Raw genomic sequence first — 15,442 nt, forward strand, 5'->3', positions numbered from 1 at the left:
GCTGGCACATCGGCGACCCGCGGGCCAACGATGCCGACAAGGTCGCGAACGAGTGGCTCATGCGCCCACGGGGCGCGTATGTGATGGGTCGGAACATGTTCGGCCCGGTCCGCGGGGACTGGGATGAGGACTGGGCCGGGTGGTGGGGAGCCGAACCGCCGTACCACGCGCCGGTGTTCGTGCTGACCCATCACGGACACGACCCGATCCAGATGGACGGCGGGACGACCTTCCACTTCGTCACCGAGGGCTTCGACGCGGCCTACTCCGCAGCCCGCCAGGCCGCCGGGGACAAGGGCGTGGACATCGCCGGCGGGGCCTCGACCGTCCGGCAGGCGCTGATCGCCGGCGTGATCGACGAGCTCACCCTCGACATCGCACCGGTCCTGCTCGGTTCGGGCGAACGTATTTTCGACGGGGTTGAATCCTTCGGCTTCGAGCCCGCCGAGGTGCTCCACTCACCGCTGGCCACCCACATCCGCTATCGCCGCGTCGGCTGACTCCGAACAGGGATCCGGCCCGCTCCGGCCCCGGTACAACCCGGTCCGAAGCCCAGGGTGTGCACATTGTGCATACCCTCCTTTTGCCCACTTCGGCGCACCCAAACAAGGGGCCACATATGCCTGGGACCAATCCCAATGGCCAGTACGTTCGTCCAGCGATGGTAATCCGTCCTCCCCGATCGGTGTGACGGGTTTCCCCCCGGTGCGAGAATGTCTGCATGCTCGCCTTCCTGGAGACTGAACGACTTCTGCTCCGGCAGTTCACCGCCGACGATGCGGAGCTACTCGTGGAACTGGACAGCGATCCGCGCGTGATGCGGTACATCACCGGCGGTATCCCCACCCCCCGGGGCGAGATAGAAGGCGATTTCCTCCCGGCATTCCTCGACTACTACCAGCGCTTTCCCGGCTACGGGTTCTGGGCCGCGATCGAGAAGACGACCGGGGAATTCCTCGGCTGGTTCCACTTCCGGCCAGGCCCCGACGATCCACAAGATCAGCCGGAGCTGGGCTACCGGTTGCGCCACGCAGCCTGGGGAAAGGGGCACGCGACGGAGGGATCGCGGGCGCTGATCGCCAAGGGGTTCACCGAGTTCGGGGTGCAACGGGTTGTAGCCTCGACCATGGCAGTCAACACGGCCTCCCGAAGGGTGATGGAGAAATCCGGGATGCGCCTCGTGCGGGCCTTCGTCGCGGACTGGCCGGTGTCCGTTCCGGGCGAAGAGCACGGCGACGTCGAGTACGCGATCACCCGAGATGAATGGGAGTCTGACGATTCCCGCCTTCGTCCCCAGTGACCCGCCCGTATCCGCGCGCGGCCGAGGTTGCCCTTCAGCAGCTTCAGTGCCCGCCGCGCGGAAACCAGTTCGAAGGCTTCGATGCTTCAGTCGCGGTCCTCGCCAGCCAGGCATGCGCACAACTGCGTGAGTTCATCCAATCCCGGCTGCTGCACGGCGTAAGCGGCCGCAGCGGTGACGATGCCGCTCTCCGGGCTGGACTCGCCTCATCGATGCTGGTCGGGATCGTCACCAGCAGGCGGATCATCGGCGTGCCTGTGCTGGTCGACGCGGACACGGCGAAACTGGTGGCGACCGTGGCTCCGGCAATCCAGCAGATCCTGGTCGGCGCACCCTCCCAGACTGACCGGATCGGGGAAGGCACCGGCGCGTGACTGCCATTGAAAGTCATGTCACATAGGACTCGTGGGCTGCATGAACTCGTGTCAGCTGAAATAGGCAGGTAGGGGCCCAGGCACCAGCAACGGCATCAGGTGTATACGGGTATGGACAATGTCCACGCTATCTTTGGCCGGACAAAGGTCCGCCAGCCCCTCCCGGCCACACTCCCATTCGAAGTCATGGTGTCCTGACTGCGCTGACCCTACACCGCCGGGGAGTACGCGAACCTCCGCGTCCTCCCGGAAAACCTGACAGCGACCGACCAACGTTGAAGCCCGGATTAGACTCACGAACACGGGCAAGCGCCCCGCAGGCGCGGCACTGGTCCCGTTCCTCTGCGGCTTCCCACCGGCTGTCTCCATCACCGATCAGGACCCCTATGCGGAGATTGCATGTTTCCTGAAGATCCATCGCGGGAATGTGGCCCGAATATTCAAATGAACGCGCGCACCTAACGGTTCACTTGACAATCTTTCTGAGTCAACTCAAAATTGAGTAGGCTCATGTTTAACCAACCGTACGTCATAGAGGAGCAGCACGCCATGAGGGCATTCGTCGTCACCAAGTACAAGGAGCCGCTTCGCGCAGCAGACGTCCCGGAGCCGACGGTCGGCGACCACGATGTGCTGGTCCAGGTCCAGGCAGCTGGCCTCAACCAATTGGACGAAAAGATCCGCCTGGGTGAGTTCAAGCAGATCCTCCCGTACAAGCTCCAGCTGATCCTTGGCAACGATGTCGCCGGCACAGTCATCCGCGTCGGGGCGAAGGTGCGCGGCTTCAAACCCGGTGACGAGGTCTACGCCCGCCCCGACAAAGACCGCATCGGCACGTTCGCCGAGCGCATCGCCATCACCGAGGCCGATCTGGCACTGAAACCCGCATCTATCAGCATGGAGGAGGCCGGCTCCCTACCGCTGGTTGCACTTACGGCGTGGCAGGCCCTCGTTGAGCAAGGCAACCTACGTCCGGGGCAGAAGGTCCTCATCCACGCCGGAGCCGGCGGGGTCGGGTCGATCGCGATCCAACTCGCCAAGCACTTCGGCGCCACCGTCGCGACCACCGCCAGTGCCTCCAACGCCGCCTTCGTGCGCGGTCTCGGCGCGGACACTGTGATCGACTACCGCACGCAGGACTTCGAACAGCTCCTCGCCGGGTACGATCTGGTGCTCGACAGCCTCGGCGGGGAGAACCTCGTCAAGTCACTGCGCATCCTCAAGCCCGGCGGGAAGGCGATCGGAATCGCCGGCCCGCCGGACCCGGCATTCGCACGCAAGGCCGGCCTGAACCCTGTGCTGCGCCTGGCCATCGCGGGGCTCAGCAGCAGGATCCGGCGGCAGGCGAAGAAGCTCGGCGTCAGCTACGAATTCCTCTTCATGCGCGCCAGCGGCGACCAGTTGCGCCACATCACCGCCCTGGTTGACGACGGCGTGCTGCGCCCGGTCGTTGGGCAGGTCTTCGACTTCGACCAGACCCCACAGGCGCTCGAGTCGCTGGCCAAGGGCGGCCTCCGCGGCAAAGCAGTCGTCACCCTCCCCTCCTGAGCCGCCGGCAACCAGACCCATCACAGACCGCCCGGGAGGACTACCAGCATGAGCAGCTTTGACACCCCGAACGGCTCTGTCGTCACCTCGTACGCGAAGGCCGCCACACGCTCCATCACTTCAGGTGGCATCACCTACGCCTACCGCGAGCTGGGGCCCAAGACCGGCATCCCCGTCGTATTCTTCGTGCACCTTGCCGCGACCCTGGACAACTGGGACCCGCGCATCATCGAGCCCATCGCGAAGAACCGCCACGTCATCACCTTCGACCAGCGCGGTGTCGGAGCCTCCACCGGGCAGGTTCCCGACAGCATCGAGGCGATGGCCGACGACGCCTGCACCTTCATCAAGGCCCTCGGGCTCGACCAGGTCGACGTCTTCTCCTTCTCAATGGGCGGCATGATCGCCCAGGACCTGCTCCTCAAGCATCCCGACCTCGTCCGCAAGCTCGTGCTGGCTGGTACCGGGCCGCGGGGCGGCAAGGACATCGACAAGGTCGTCGGCACCACCTACTGGGACGTCCTCCGCGCGACCCTGACGCGCTCGGACCCGAAGGAGTTCCTGTTCTTTAACCGCAACGCGACCGGCAAGCCGGCCGCGAAGGCGTTCATCAGGCGCTTGCAGGAGCGCACTGTCGACCGCGACAAGCCGATCAGCACCAAAGCCTTCCAGACTCAGCTGAAGGCAATCCGGAAGTTCGGCCCGCTCCGCGCCGTCGGACCTGTCAAGGCTCACCCACCCCACCCTCATCGCCAACGGCGACAACGACCGCATGGTGCCGTCGGTCCTGTCCGGGGACCTGCACCGGCGCATCAAGGGATCCGAGCTGATCATCTACCCCGACTCGGGCCACGGCGGAATCTTCCAGTTCCACGACAGGTTCTCCCCCGTCGCCGTAGAATTCCTCGCCCACTGACCAGCACGTACCTGACACGATCCCGCCAACAGAGCTGAGAGCCACTGTGGCTGTGCCCGCCCGTGAATACGGGCGGGCACAGCCATTGGCGTGACTATCCCGGCATGTGACGTGAAGGCCAAGGCACCAGGCGATCGATTCGGGCGGGAGTGGTGCCACCGCGCTCACTTTTGGTGAACGCGGTGGCACCGGTTGTTCCCTTATGCGTTCGTCGCCGCCAACTGCGGGTAGACCGCTTCGAGCGGTGCGCTGAGTCCGGCCTTGAGCTGGACAGACGTGTCGTCGGCGAGGACCTCGTACTGCCCTGCCTCGGTGGCGTCGAACACGGTGCGCACCAGCACGGCCGGGTCGAGCTTCGGGTCGGTGGCATGCGCGGCCATCGCGGTGTCGACGTATGCGACATGGACGCCGACGACGTGCACGCCGGCGGGGGCGAGTTCGAGGCGGAGGGAGTTAGTCGCGGACCAGAGGGCGGCTTTGGTCGCGCTGTAGACGCCGGCGACGGCGTACCAGCTCAGGGCCGAGTGGATGTCGATGATCATCGCTCCGTCCTTCACCGACAAGACCGGGGCGAACGCGCGGGCGACGAAGAGGGGCCCGAGAAAGTTCGTCTCGACGTTCCTGCGGATCTCCTCGTCCGTGTGGGTGAGGATCCCGGCACTGGAGACCGACGCGCCGGCGTTGTTGATCAGCACGGTCACATCCGGTGCCGCCTCGACCGCCGCCTGGATGGAGGCGGAGTCGGTGACGTCCAAGGCGAGCGGAACGATGCGCTCGTCGTTCCAAGTGCGGGGGGTGCGGGCGGAGGCATAAACCTTTGCAGCTCCCCGGGCGAGTGCTTCGTGCACGAACTGCGTGCCGATTCCGCCGTTGGCTCCGGTGACGAGGACGACTGCTCCGTTGAGTGAGGGCATGGCTGTTTCTTCTTTTCTGATCGGTACGGGATAGGTAAAGTCGGTGGCGTGCGACCTGCGGCAGACGATTAGGCGTGCGCCAAGGCCGGATAGTCGGTGTACCCGGCCGCGCCGCCGCCATACAGGGTTGCCGGGTCCACCTCGTTCAGTGGCGCACCGGTGCGCAGGCGCTTAACAATGTCGGGGTTCGCCAGGGCGAAGCGGCCCAGCGGCGCGATGTCCGCGAGCCCGGCGTCGATGTCGTCGGCAATCTGCTCACGGTCGCGCCCATAGCGGACGACGAGGATGGCCGCAGGCCACGCGTCGCGGAAGGACCGCAGCAGTTCGTCGTCACCGAGGTGGTGTACGTGCAGGTACGCAAGGTCCAGTGTGGCGAGTTCGCCGACCAGGTGGCGGTACTGGGTCCGGACGTCGGCGGGATCCCCTTCGTTGATTCCGCCCAGCGGGAACGCCGGTGAGATGCGGATGCCGGTCCGGTCTGCCCCGATCTCCTCGGCCACCGCGCGGGCGACCGCGACGACGAACCGGGACCGGTTCTCCACGGATCCGCCGTATTCGTCCGTGCGGTGGTTCGAGTTTGGCGAGAGGAACTGGTGGAGCAGGTACCCGTTCGCGCTGTGGATCTCCACGCCGTCCGCTCCCGCTGCGATAGCGGAGGCTGCGGCGTGGCGGAACCCGGCGATGGTGGCCTGGATGTCTTCGGCAGTCAGCTCACGCGGCACCGGCGTCTTCTGCGGGCCCGTTGGAGTGAACATGTCCTGCTCGGACGAGATCGCCGACGGGCCAACGGGCTGACGGTGGTGCGGGGTGTTATCCGGGTGCGACATCCGGCCGACGTGCATCAGTTGGATGAACAGGGCCCCGCCGCCTGCATGCACCGTGTCGGCGATCTTTCGCCATCCCTCGATGTGTTCAGGAGTGTAGATGCCGGGGGTGTTCAGATAGCCCTGGCCGTCCTCGGACGGCTGCGTGCCCTCGGTGATGATCAGCCCGAGCGAGGCGCGTTGGCCGTAGTACTCCGCGGCCAGTTCCCCGGGGGTGCCGTCAGGGTTTGCGCGGCTCCGGGTCAGCGGGGCCAGCGCGAGCCGGTGCGGCAGCTCCACATTGCCGAAGGTGAAGGGTTGCCAGAGGGAGGAAGTCATGTGTGCGGTCCTTTGCGTCGCGGGGTAATAGCGCCACCACTCTGCCGGGGCGGAACACTGGGGTTCGGCCCTTGCGTGGGAGAATGAACGAAGGAACATTCGAACCCACACAGTAGTGACTACACTCATAACTGAGTGCAGTCAGAATCTATTCCGGAGGATCCATCACCATGTCTCTCGCCTCCCAGCCGGTCGGACGGCGCGAGCGGAACAAGCAGCAGAAGCTGGACCGCATCACGGCCGCGGCAAGCGAACTGCTGGCCGAGCACGGCATCGAGGATGTCACGACCCAGCAGATCGCCGACAAGGCGGACATAGGCACCGGGACCCTGTTCCTTTACGCGAAGACCAAAGGCGAACTCCTCCTCCTCGTGCAGAACGCACACTACGCCGAAGCGCTTCAGCAAGGTCGGGCTGATGCCGAAACCACCCCGGATACCCTCGATGCGGTGCTGGCAATCGTACGGCCGATCGTGGAATGCAACCGCGTCCAGCTCGACAACGGACGCACGTACCTGCGGGAAATGGTCTTCGGTGATCCCACGGAGCCCCGTCACGCTGAGGCCCTCTCCATCGTCGCGGAGACCGAGGAGGCCATCGCTGCCGTCCTGGTCAGGCAGGAGCCGGCTCGTGCGCACGATGCCGCTACGACGGCCCGCATCGTCAGCGCCATCATGTTCCTCAGCATGGCAGCGACCGTGAATGCCGCGTTGAGCATCGACGAGATTGTTCAGGACATCCGGACACAGGTCGGCGTACTGCTGTCTCACTGACGCAATCAAGTGCTCGCGCCAACGCCCGGTGTCCACCAATTGCCTGGGGTCGTGGACCGGCAGAAGAACGGCCACCGCTGCTGCACTGAATGCGCAGCCGGACTCTCTCAGCGGACGAGGGGGCACCGTGCGGTTCCAGGCAAAGGATTTTGAACGCCGGACTTCCAGTTAGGCGTTGCCCTCAGCACCCCGCAAACCCGCCGGATCTTCTGTGTGCTGGAGCCGGGCGCGCGGTTCGCGGCATTCCGGGTTCTTAAGTCCGGCCGGGCAGCAGGTGGGGTCCCATCCGATCGGTCCGGGTAGCCAGGAGTGCGTCGGTAAGCCGCCGGACGTCCCTTGCCCGCACTTCGTCTGTGGGTGGCACGGTGCAGGACTCGCTGGTGCAGGTCAGCAGCGCTGCCGTGACCTCCGCGATCAGAGCCGGGGATGGGCTAAACCGGTATCCGCCGTCGGCAGGTCGTTAGAAGAATTCAGCGCCCTGGTGATGAACACGGCGGCCTGCGTCCTGCAGGCCCCGTCTCACGACCTCGTGGTCGTCCAGCAGATAGACGCCACCGCCACTAGTGCTCCGTCGGGGAGTATGGCCCAGAGCACGCTCGGGCGGCGTCGGGCGCTCTTGGACGCTGCGCGCTTCTCCGATGGCGCTCATGATCCCGTGGTTCGAACGTGTCGGCCGAGGATTTCGGCGCGTTTCCTGACCGCGCTAACGTAATCGGCGAAAGCCTGCTGCGTGTCGGACGCAAACTCCCGGAGCAGCAGCCCGCAAAGCGGGCCAGTGAACTCTTCTCTTACGAGCAGGTGCGTCATGCCGCCCAGCGGTTCAAGCGTGAAGGTGCGCACCCCGGTGAGCAGGCCCAGAGGCAGGCCCTGGGTCCAGGTCATCACCTCGCCGGGCATCTGCTGGACGCGCAGCCGGAAAGTGCGCTCCCCTCCGGTGTGGGTTCGGATTCTGATGGTGCCACCGTTGCGCAACTCGCCCCTGATGTGCGTGATGCCGGATTCCCAGACGGTGAAGTTCCGTGCATCGGTGATGACGTCCCAGACGGTGGAGCTTCGGGCTTTGATCAGTGTCTCGGCCCCGACCGAGTGCCTGGCCATGCTGTGACCCTGGCCGAGAGGGCGCCGGGTTGTGGGCACCTGGTCTGTAGACATCAGCCCGCAACCCAAGGCATTGGCCGCGGGACCGGACTGCCGACGCGACCAGCCAGGCATCGGCAGGCTCCACGGCCGATAGCGCCGGCAAGGGACAGCGCCGCGTTCTGGACGGCCATGACACCGCAGCCCTCCGCGGCCGGCAGATCGTGCATCACCAGCACGACGCTCCCTACTGATTCTTCAGACAAGGGGTTCTCCTTTTCTAAACGGAGTGACAGCCGGATAGTAGCCCGGCTTCCTGTGGGCAGCCAGAGAGTCCACTGATCGGGTTATGCCTCGCAGCCTCGGCCGGTCCGAACCGCCTGCGGGAACGCCCTCGACGGCTGGCAACCGGCCACCGTGCCGCCCAATGGCATGGAGCGACAGTCTGGAGGTTGCGCAGAAGGACACCGGCACCCTGGTCGAGGACTAAGACACCACCTCGTCCATGGTCATTGCATCTGCTGCCACGCGGTGCTGGGTCGATGTCGCTCTCAGACCAGAGCCTTGGTCTTGATTCTTTCGAATTCATCAGCGCTGATTGTTCCGGAGTCCCGAAGAGCCGTGGCTTTGGAGATCTCGTCGCTCGGACTCGGTGCAGCGACGCTGCGGATGTAAGCATCCGAGGCCTCCCGGTTCTCCTGGGCCCGTGCCATGGACCGCTCCGTCATGCCCTTACCGCGGGCAATCACGTAGACCAGCACACCCAACAAGGGCACGAAGACCAGGAAGAGGATCCAGACGGCTTTCCACCAACCGCTCAGCATGTCGTCGCGGAACAAGTCGCCGATGACGGCGAACAACGCCCAGAGGAAGGCGATGAACGCGTATACGAGGAAGAACCACCAGAAAATATCCCAAAAGTTTTCCCAGAAACTCATGTCAACTTCCCTGCTTTCTGTAGGAGCGGAGTGGGTCGGGAATGCAGCCGGGCAGGACTGAGGCTAGCTGCAGACCTGCCCGGAGGGGCCTTGAGGTCAGCATTTAGTCGCCGTTTGGAGGTCACTGACCGCGGCCTGGACGTTGGCGGCGTCGTCCCGCAGGGAGGCGGCCGCCTGAGTAAGGGTGGCATCATCCGGGACGGCTCTGACGGCTGCGTCGAACTTGTTTTCGGCCGTCTTAACTGCGTCCATTTCGTCTTTGGCTACATCCTGGCTGGCCTTGACCAGGTCGTCGTAGGTCTTCGCGACCTGTTCCCGTGCCGATTTGATCTGTTCTATCGTGGCACCAGGTTTGAGTGTCTGTTTGAAATTTGTCAGGGATCCGGCGAAGGCACTGGCAGCAGCGCAGGCCTGCGAAACGTTCTTCTCCGCTCTGGCGCTGCTGACACTGGTGCCGGGGCTGGACGTGCCGCAACCCGTGAGCAGTACGATGGCTGCCCCGGCTGCGATCGATCCGGCGAGGATCGGGTGTGGTCTGGACACTGGAGGCCCCTTTCCGAAATGGAATGCGGCAGGGAACCCTGCCGCACGCAAGTCCGACCATTGTCTACCCGTAACGCGGGCGTGGGCCTCATCCGGGGAAGGTGATACGTAGCGGCAGAACCACGAGTTCACCGGACTCGAGATGGCCTCCACTACCAACCGGATTGAAGGCGGCACGAACGCCCAACTCAGACTGATGCTCCACAGCCACCGGGGCATGAGCGAAGAGCACCAAAAGCGAGCCATCCCGAGGTAGGACTCGAACTGCATTCCCTCCATTTCGTCCCGGCAGCTGAGCACCAGTCCCGGAGTCACCGCCACGGGGCAGGTGCCGGGAGATCCGACGGCACCGGAGGGCTAGGACTCATGGCGCAGACTAACGGAGAAGCAGGTCCCAGCCGTCGGGTCTGGTTAGGGTGGAGGATGACCGGAGAACCGAACACCTGGCACGACAAGCACAAGGCTTCCCTCACCCGCGGGCAGCAGGCCGCGGACCTCATGCGAAACGGGATGGGGAGCTGGCCTTTCGTGGGAGGTTTCATCGCCTTCATGCTGGTCTGGGCCGCCGTAAACACCTGGGCGCTGGCGACCCATGCCTGGGATCCGTACCCCTACATCCTTCTTAACCTCTTTCTGTCCATGCTGGCCGGTCTGCAAGGAGCAATTCTGCTCATCGCCGCCAAACGCCAGGATGCCATCGCAGGGGCCATGGCCCAGCATGACTACACTACGAACCTGAAGTCCAAGGAAGAGATCGATCTCCTGATGGACATTAACCGCCAGCAGTTGGAGATTCTCCGCGAACTTCAGCAACTCACAGAACACGGACCAAACGAAAGCAGCCTTTCAACTAGCGCCCGCCCGGCCTAAAAGATGAACCGATACCGGCAGCCGGCAACCCTGGCTAACGGCTCAGGCGTTCCGCAAAGAGGTGCCCCGTAAAACGGCAGCGAAGCCTCCCGTAAGCGGGCCCCCGACGTGCCACACCCCGGGCAGTGACCTGCGGTGCCGTTGTCATGAGTGCCTGATGGGGCGCTCACAGAGTGCGCCAAGGCAGCGCGCGTGTGGAAATTTCGTTGTTCGACAACCCCGGTTGGCGGGCGGATACTGAAGAACCATGAAGCCTACCCAAAGCGGGTTGCGCATCCAGCTTCTCGGCTCGTTCATCGTGTACGTCAACGGGAACGCCGTCGAGAACAGCCACTGGCGGCTGCAGAAGGCAAAGGCCGTGGTGGCAATGCTGGCGCTGGCGCGTGGTCAGCGTAACCGTCGCGAGCAGGTACTGGACCGCCTGTGGCCTGACATGGAGCCGGTGGCCGCCGCACGGAATCTGCATCAGACCCTGTACGTCGCTCGCCGTGCGCTCGCTAGCGCTGGAGCCGGCAGCGACGGGCTGCTCGCCATCCGCGGTGAAGTGGTCGTGCTGGATGACACTGGCCCGGTCGATGTCGATGTACTGCAGTTCGAGCGTTCGGCCGTGGCAGCGTTGGCTGCAGGTGTCGAGGCCGGCCTGCGCGATGCGGCCGACTTGTACACTGGTGATCTTCTGCCGGAACTGCCGGATGCGGACTGGCTGACGACACGCCGCGATGAGCTCCGGGAAATCCATCGCGAGGTACTGGTGAAACTGGCGTCCACGGTAGCGCAACGCGCACCGGAGGAAGCGTTGGTCATCCTCACCCATGCGCTCGAATCCGATCCCGTCCACGAGGGAGCCGTGCGCGCGCAGATGGTGGTGCTGGCTGGGATGGGCCGGCGGTCGGAAGCATTGGCACGATATGAGCGGCTGGTCGACGAACTCCTCGACGCGTTCGGGACCGACCCGGACACCCGGACGGTGGAACTGTTTCGCGAATTGTTGACCGGCTCGCCGCCCGAGGAACGCCTCCACCAGCCCGCCGGAGTGACCGGCAAAGACGATGCCATCAGCTATCTGCCATCCCCATTGACGAGCTTCATCGGGCGCGAGCGTGAGCTCGTTGACGTCGAGCGGCTGATGGGCCATGCTCGCCTGCTCACCCTCACCGGGGCTGGCGGCAGCGGCAAGACCAGACTGGCCTTGGAGGCCGCGAAGACAGTTCGTCCTGAGTACGTGGACGGAGTCTGGTTCATTGACCTCGCGGCCGTTGGGGAGTCGCTGCTGGTGGCCGATGCCGTAGCCGAGGTCCTCGGGTTGGATTCCGGCGCGGCACCAAGCCGCGTGCAAGCGCTGGTCGACCAACTGCGGCGACGCTCGCTGCTCCTCGTGCTGGACAACTGCGAACACTTGCTCGCGGCCTGTGCGCAACTCGTCGTCGCGCTACTTGACGGATCCCCTGGGGTTAAAGTGCTGGCCACCAGCCGGGAGCCACTCCATGCCGACGGGGAGTACACCTACCGGGTGCCGTCATTGCCCCTGCCCTCGCCCCTGCCGACTGACGCTCTCGATCTGGCCGTGCTGGGCCGTCTGCCCTCTGTCCGGCTTTTCGTTGAGCGGGCAGCGCAGGTCCGGCCGGGTTTCGCGCTCGACGCCGACAACGCGCAGGGGGTGACAGAGTTGTGCCGACGGCTCGACGGGATGCCGCTGGCCCTCGAATTGGCCGCGGCCAGGACGGCCGTACTCGAACCCGCCGAGATCGTCCAGGGATTGGGCGATGCTTTGTCCATGCTCGGCGGGGGAACCAGCGGCGTCACACGGCACCAGACGCTGCGTGGCACCTTGGAATGGAGCCACGAACTGCTCACCAAACCGGAGCAGGTTCTGCTGCGCCGGCTGTCTGTGTTCGCGGGTGGTTTCACCCTCGACGCTGTGGCAGCAGTCTGCGCTGACGCGCCCCTCCAACAGATCGAACTGCTCGACCTGTTGGCCAAGCTGGTGGACAAGTCTTTGGTGGTCACCGAAAGGAGGGGCGCCGGGACCCGATACCGGCAATTGGAGACGGTCCGCCAGTTTGGCCAAGAGAATCTCGATCATGCAGGTGAGGCGGCTCAACTGGCGGCTGCGCATTGCGCCTACTTCCTTGCCGTCGCCGAATCCCACAATCCCGAACGGGCCACCGGGGTGGTCATCGAACAGCCGAAGTTGCTCGACCGCGAGCACGACAACCTGCGCGCTGCGTTGCGCTGGTCGTGCGCCCACGAGCCCGGGACCGCGCTCCGGCTCGCGGCCAGCCTGTGGCGGTTCTGGTTCCTCCGCGGTCACGCGGTCGAGGGAGCACGTTGGGTGGAGCGTGCCTTGGCGGTGGCTCCCGACTCGACCCGGCCTCGCGCGGCTGCCCTGATCGGCCTGACCGGGCTGGACAGCCGGCAGGGCCGTGGCGATCGGCATCGGGCGCTCGGCGCGGAGGCCCTGGCAATTATGCGGGAGATCGGCAACCCCGACGAGGTGACGATGGCCCGGCTCATTGAGACCTCGCTCGCCTGGAGCACTTTCGACCTGGACGAGGCCGAACAGCTGGCGGCCGACGTGCACACCGAGGCAGTCGAGGGTGGCAGACCCGAACATTGCGCTGCCAGCAGTTGGCTGCTCGGCCAGTGCGCGTTGTCCCGGGAGGACGGACCACTCGCCGCCCGTCACCTAAACACCTGCCTTAGCGAACTCGCGCAGTCTGATACCAGCACTCCACCCTTCCTGCCGGTGATCACGCCCAGCCTGCAACTGGTCCCGATCGCCGGACGGTTGGTGCCCTGCGTCGAGGAAACCCTGCTGTTGGGCCGGCGGGTCGGCGTCATCCAAGCCAAAGGCTACGTGCTGTCCGCCATCGGCTACGCGGCCAGGCTTTCGAGAGACACGCAGTCTGCGATATCCGTCATCACGGATGCAGCCGAACATTTCGCCGAGTTAGGAGATGACCTGGCCAGGGCGCAAACACTCCACCAACTTGGCTGCATTCTGCGCGACTGTGGCGACCACAGTGCGGCCGATGAGGCCCTGTCCTTGGCGCGGGAGCTTCGGCTCGGTCTGGGCGACCGACGCGGCGAGCTGCTGACCGAGATTAATATCGCCCTGCTCCGCGCCATGGGTGGTGATATCGACCGCGGCCTGACAGACGCTCGGCGTTGCCTTTCAGGGTTCGAGTCCGCGGGAGATCAGGTGGGGATGGGCGCCACGCTGACCATTCTCGGTGCCGCCGAACTGATGTCCGGGGAGGTCCGGGCAGCGCGGGAAATGTACAGGCAGGCAGCGGAAAAAGTCGCCCCATGGCGGCGACACACTGGCTGGCAGCGGTTGATGGTGGCAGAGCTATCCAACGAGCTCGGCGACCCGCATCGGGCGGCCCGAGAAATTGACAGGGCTGGGGAAATTTTCGACCGAACGAAATGCCTCATCGCCGGTCAGCGGCTGGCCGCACTGCGTAGGCGGGACCCGGATGATGATGTTGAGACGGCGTTGAGTGCTCGTTGAGTACGGTTCACTAGCGTGATTCCTGGATCTGACAAATAGATCTGACCAACCAACAGCAATCAGGAGGAACGCATCGTGACAACGACGCAGACTAGGCCGACCCGCATCGGCGACGCCACCATCGCCGAGTTCGCCGCCGGGCTGCGCGGCACGGTCGTCAGGCCAGGGGACGCGGACTACGACCACGAACGCAGCATCTGGAACGGGGCCCACGACCGGCGCCCGACGCTCATCGCACGCTGTGCGGGTGTGGCAGACGTGATCCGCACGGTCGATCTCGCGCGCAGCGAGGGGTTGCCGTTGTCGGTTCGCGGCGGTGGACATTCGATCCCCGGGTTTTCCACCGTCGACGACGGTATCGTGCTGGACCTTTCGCTGATGAAGGGGGTCCAGGTGGACCCTGCCCGCCGCCGCGTGGCGGCACAGGCAGGGTGTACCTGGAAGGACCTGGATGCAGAGACCCAGCAATTCGGGCTTGCGGTGACCGGTGGCCTGGTGTCCTCAACCGGCATCGCCGGCTTCACCACCGGCGGCGGCATCGGCTGGCTCGTGCGCAAGCACGGGCTGGCCAGCGACAACCTGGTCGGCGCCGACGTCGTCACTGCTGACGGGCAGTTTATTCACGCCAGTGCCGATGAGCACCCCGATCTGTTCTGGGGGCTGCGCGGCGGCGGCGGCAATTTCGGTGTGGTGACGTCCTTCGAGTATCAATTGCACGAAGTGGGGCCCATGGTCCTTTCCGGCCTGGTTTTCTACCCCGCAGAAGAAGCGGAGCAGGTGTTGCGCGGCTATCGGGCGGCCTGCGCGGCGGCCCCCGATGAGCTGACCACGCTGGTCAACATGACCATGGCGCCGCCGGTCCCGTTCCTGCCAGAATCAGTGCACGGCAAGCCGGTCATCGCTGTGGGAGGGTGCTGGTCCGGCGATCTAGATGCCGGCGAGGCTGCCACCGCACCCTTCCGGTCATTGGGCACGGTCATCGCCGATGTGTTCACGGCCAACCCGTACGCGGGATGGCAGCAGGCGCTCGATCCGCTGTACCCGCGGGGCGTGCACAACTATTTCCGCTCGGCATTTCTGCGCGCCGCCGACGACGCGTCCGTGCGCGTGCTGCTGGACTCGTTTGCGGCATTGCCCAGCGCCATGACGCAGATTCACCTGCACCACCTTGGCGGCGCGGTCGGCCGGGTTCCTGCCGAAGCAACGGCCTTCGCACTCCGCGACCAGGAATTCATCGTCAATGTTGTTGCGCGCACGCCGACAGCGGAAGGCTTCGCGGATGTCGTCGAATGGGCCCGGGGCGTGACGTCTGCGCTCGGTCCGGATGTGACGGCCTACGTGAATTTCACAGGTGAAGCGAATACGGCGCTCGTCCGGGCGTCGTACCCGGCGGATACATACCGGCGGCTCGTGGAACTGAAAAACGAATACGACTCCACCAATCTATTCCGGTTGAACCAGAACATCGCCCCCACGGTGTGACAGCACTGCCTGCGCCAGAGGCACCTCGGATGGGTCCGCTGCACCCAGCAA

General features: G+C 65.1%; 14 protein-coding genes and 1 pseudogene. 10 read left to right on the forward strand and 5 right to left on the reverse strand.

What is annotated here, in order from left to right:
• From AC1DFR_RS21780 to AC1DFR_RS21805, 6 genes and pseudogenes are all read left to right on the forward strand, one after another.
• A partial coding sequence (locus AC1DFR_RS21780) for a dihydrofolate reductase family protein (RefSeq protein ID WP_476874450.1) occupies nt 1-500 on the forward strand: 500 nt, incomplete at its 5' end.
• A gap of 221 nt (nt 501-721) precedes the next feature.
• Entirely contained in the window at nt 722-1,300 is a 579-nt protein-coding gene (locus AC1DFR_RS21785; RefSeq protein ID WP_476874451.1) for a GNAT family N-acetyltransferase, read from the forward strand.
• Entirely contained in the window at nt 1,297-1,674 is a 378-nt protein-coding gene (locus AC1DFR_RS21790; protein WP_476874452.1) for a TetR/AcrR family transcriptional regulator, read from the forward strand. The genes AC1DFR_RS21785 and AC1DFR_RS21790 overlap by 4 nt, the downstream gene beginning before the upstream one ends.
• 328 nt (nt 1,675-2,002) lie before the next feature.
• A complete protein-coding gene (locus AC1DFR_RS21795; protein ID WP_476874465.1) occupies nt 2,003-2,122 on the forward strand; it encodes an acetylxylan esterase in 120 nt (39 codons plus the stop codon).
• Between the two features lie 101 nt (nt 2,123-2,223).
• Nucleotides 2,224-3,222, forward strand: coding sequence for an NADP-dependent oxidoreductase (locus tag AC1DFR_RS21800; protein WP_476874466.1), 999 nt, complete (start codon nt 2,224-2,226; stop codon nt 3,220-3,222).
• Between the two features lie 48 nt (nt 3,223-3,270).
• Nucleotides 3,271-4,138: pseudogene (locus AC1DFR_RS21805) on the forward strand (alpha/beta fold hydrolase).
• Nucleotides 4,139-4,338: 200 nt separating this feature from the next.
• Here the strand turns inward: AC1DFR_RS21805 and AC1DFR_RS21810 are convergent.
• Together AC1DFR_RS21810 and AC1DFR_RS21815 are read right to left on the reverse strand one after the other, a co-directional pair.
• Nucleotides 4,339-5,052, reverse strand: coding sequence for an SDR family oxidoreductase (locus tag AC1DFR_RS21810; RefSeq protein WP_476874453.1), 714 nt, complete (start codon nt 5,050-5,052; stop codon nt 4,339-4,341).
• 68 nt (nt 5,053-5,120) lie between these two features.
• A complete protein-coding gene (locus tag AC1DFR_RS21815) occupies nt 5,121-6,194 on the reverse strand; it encodes an alkene reductase (protein ID WP_476874454.1) in 1,074 nt (357 codons plus the stop codon).
• A gap of 170 nt (nt 6,195-6,364) precedes the next feature.
• On the opposite strand from AC1DFR_RS21815, the gene AC1DFR_RS21820 reads away from it, so the two are divergent.
• On the forward strand, nt 6,365-6,967 hold the full coding sequence (locus tag AC1DFR_RS21820) for a TetR/AcrR family transcriptional regulator (protein WP_476874455.1): 603 nt from the start codon (nt 6,365-6,367) through the stop codon (nt 6,965-6,967).
• 645 nt (nt 6,968-7,612) lie between these two features.
• Here AC1DFR_RS21820 and AC1DFR_RS21825 read toward each other — a convergent pair.
• From AC1DFR_RS21825 to AC1DFR_RS21835, 3 genes are all read right to left on the reverse strand, one after another.
• Nucleotides 7,613-8,065: an SRPBCC family protein gene (locus tag AC1DFR_RS21825; protein ID WP_476874456.1), complete on the reverse strand. Its 453-nt coding sequence runs from the start codon at nt 8,063-8,065 to the stop codon at nt 7,613-7,615.
• A gap of 530 nt (nt 8,066-8,595) precedes the next feature.
• The gene (locus tag AC1DFR_RS21830) at nt 8,596-8,982 is read right to left on the reverse strand and encodes an SHOCT domain-containing protein (protein WP_230009371.1); all 387 of its coding nucleotides are present in this window, start codon (nt 8,980-8,982) and stop codon (nt 8,596-8,598) included.
• Nucleotides 8,983-9,078: 96 nt separating this feature from the next.
• The gene (locus tag AC1DFR_RS21835; protein WP_476857402.1) at nt 9,079-9,525 is read right to left on the reverse strand and encodes a hypothetical protein; all 447 of its coding nucleotides are present in this window, start codon (nt 9,523-9,525) and stop codon (nt 9,079-9,081) included.
• A gap of 423 nt (nt 9,526-9,948) precedes the next feature.
• Between AC1DFR_RS21835 and AC1DFR_RS21840 the strand changes: the two genes are divergently transcribed.
• The 3 genes from AC1DFR_RS21840 (at nt 9,949) to AC1DFR_RS21850 (ending at nt 15,391) form a co-directional block, all read left to right on the forward strand.
• The gene (locus AC1DFR_RS21840; protein ID WP_476857403.1) at nt 9,949-10,395 is read left to right on the forward strand and encodes a DUF1003 domain-containing protein; all 447 of its coding nucleotides are present in this window, start codon (nt 9,949-9,951) and stop codon (nt 10,393-10,395) included.
• Between the two features lie 247 nt (nt 10,396-10,642).
• Nucleotides 10,643-13,909 carry a BTAD domain-containing putative transcriptional regulator gene (locus AC1DFR_RS21845; protein WP_476874457.1) on the forward strand — a complete coding sequence of 1,089 codons (3,267 nt, stop codon included), beginning with the start codon at nt 10,643-10,645 and terminating at the stop codon, nt 13,907-13,909.
• A gap of 75 nt (nt 13,910-13,984) precedes the next feature.
• Nucleotides 13,985-15,391 carry an FAD-binding oxidoreductase gene (locus AC1DFR_RS21850; protein WP_476874458.1) on the forward strand — a complete coding sequence of 469 codons (1,407 nt, stop codon included), beginning with the start codon at nt 13,985-13,987 and terminating at the stop codon, nt 15,389-15,391.
• The last annotated feature ends 51 nt before the right edge of the window (nt 15,392-15,442 follow it).

The organism is Arthrobacter sp. 05T410, assembly GCF_056396505.1.

Excerpts from the sequence above, each read along its gene's own strand:
- AC1DFR_RS21785 (WP_476874451.1), top strand. The coding sequence starts at position 722 with ATGCTCGCCTTCCTGGAGACTGAACGACTTCTGCTCCGGCAGTTCACC.
- AC1DFR_RS21800 (WP_476874466.1), top strand. The coding sequence starts at position 2,224 with ATGAGGGCATTCGTCGTCACCAAGTACAAGGAGCCGCTTCGCGCAGCA.
- AC1DFR_RS21810 (WP_476874453.1), bottom strand. The coding sequence starts at position 5,052 with ATGCCCTCACTCAACGGAGCAGTCGTCCTCGTCACCGGAGCCAACGGC.
- AC1DFR_RS21815 (WP_476874454.1), bottom strand. The coding sequence starts at position 6,194 with ATGACTTCCTCCCTCTGGCAACCCTTCACCTTCGGCAATGTGGAGCTG.
- AC1DFR_RS21820 (WP_476874455.1), top strand. The coding sequence starts at position 6,365 with ATGTCTCTCGCCTCCCAGCCGGTCGGACGGCGCGAGCGGAACAAGCAG.
- AC1DFR_RS21825 (WP_476874456.1), bottom strand. The coding sequence starts at position 8,065 with ATGGCCAGGCACTCGGTCGGGGCCGAGACACTGATCAAAGCCCGAAGC.
- AC1DFR_RS21830 (WP_230009371.1), bottom strand. The coding sequence starts at position 8,982 with ATGAGTTTCTGGGAAAACTTTTGGGATATTTTCTGGTGGTTCTTCCTC.
- AC1DFR_RS21840 (WP_476857403.1), top strand. The coding sequence starts at position 9,949 with ATGACCGGAGAACCGAACACCTGGCACGACAAGCACAAGGCTTCCCTC.
- AC1DFR_RS21845 (WP_476874457.1), top strand. The coding sequence starts at position 10,643 with ATGAAGCCTACCCAAAGCGGGTTGCGCATCCAGCTTCTCGGCTCGTTC.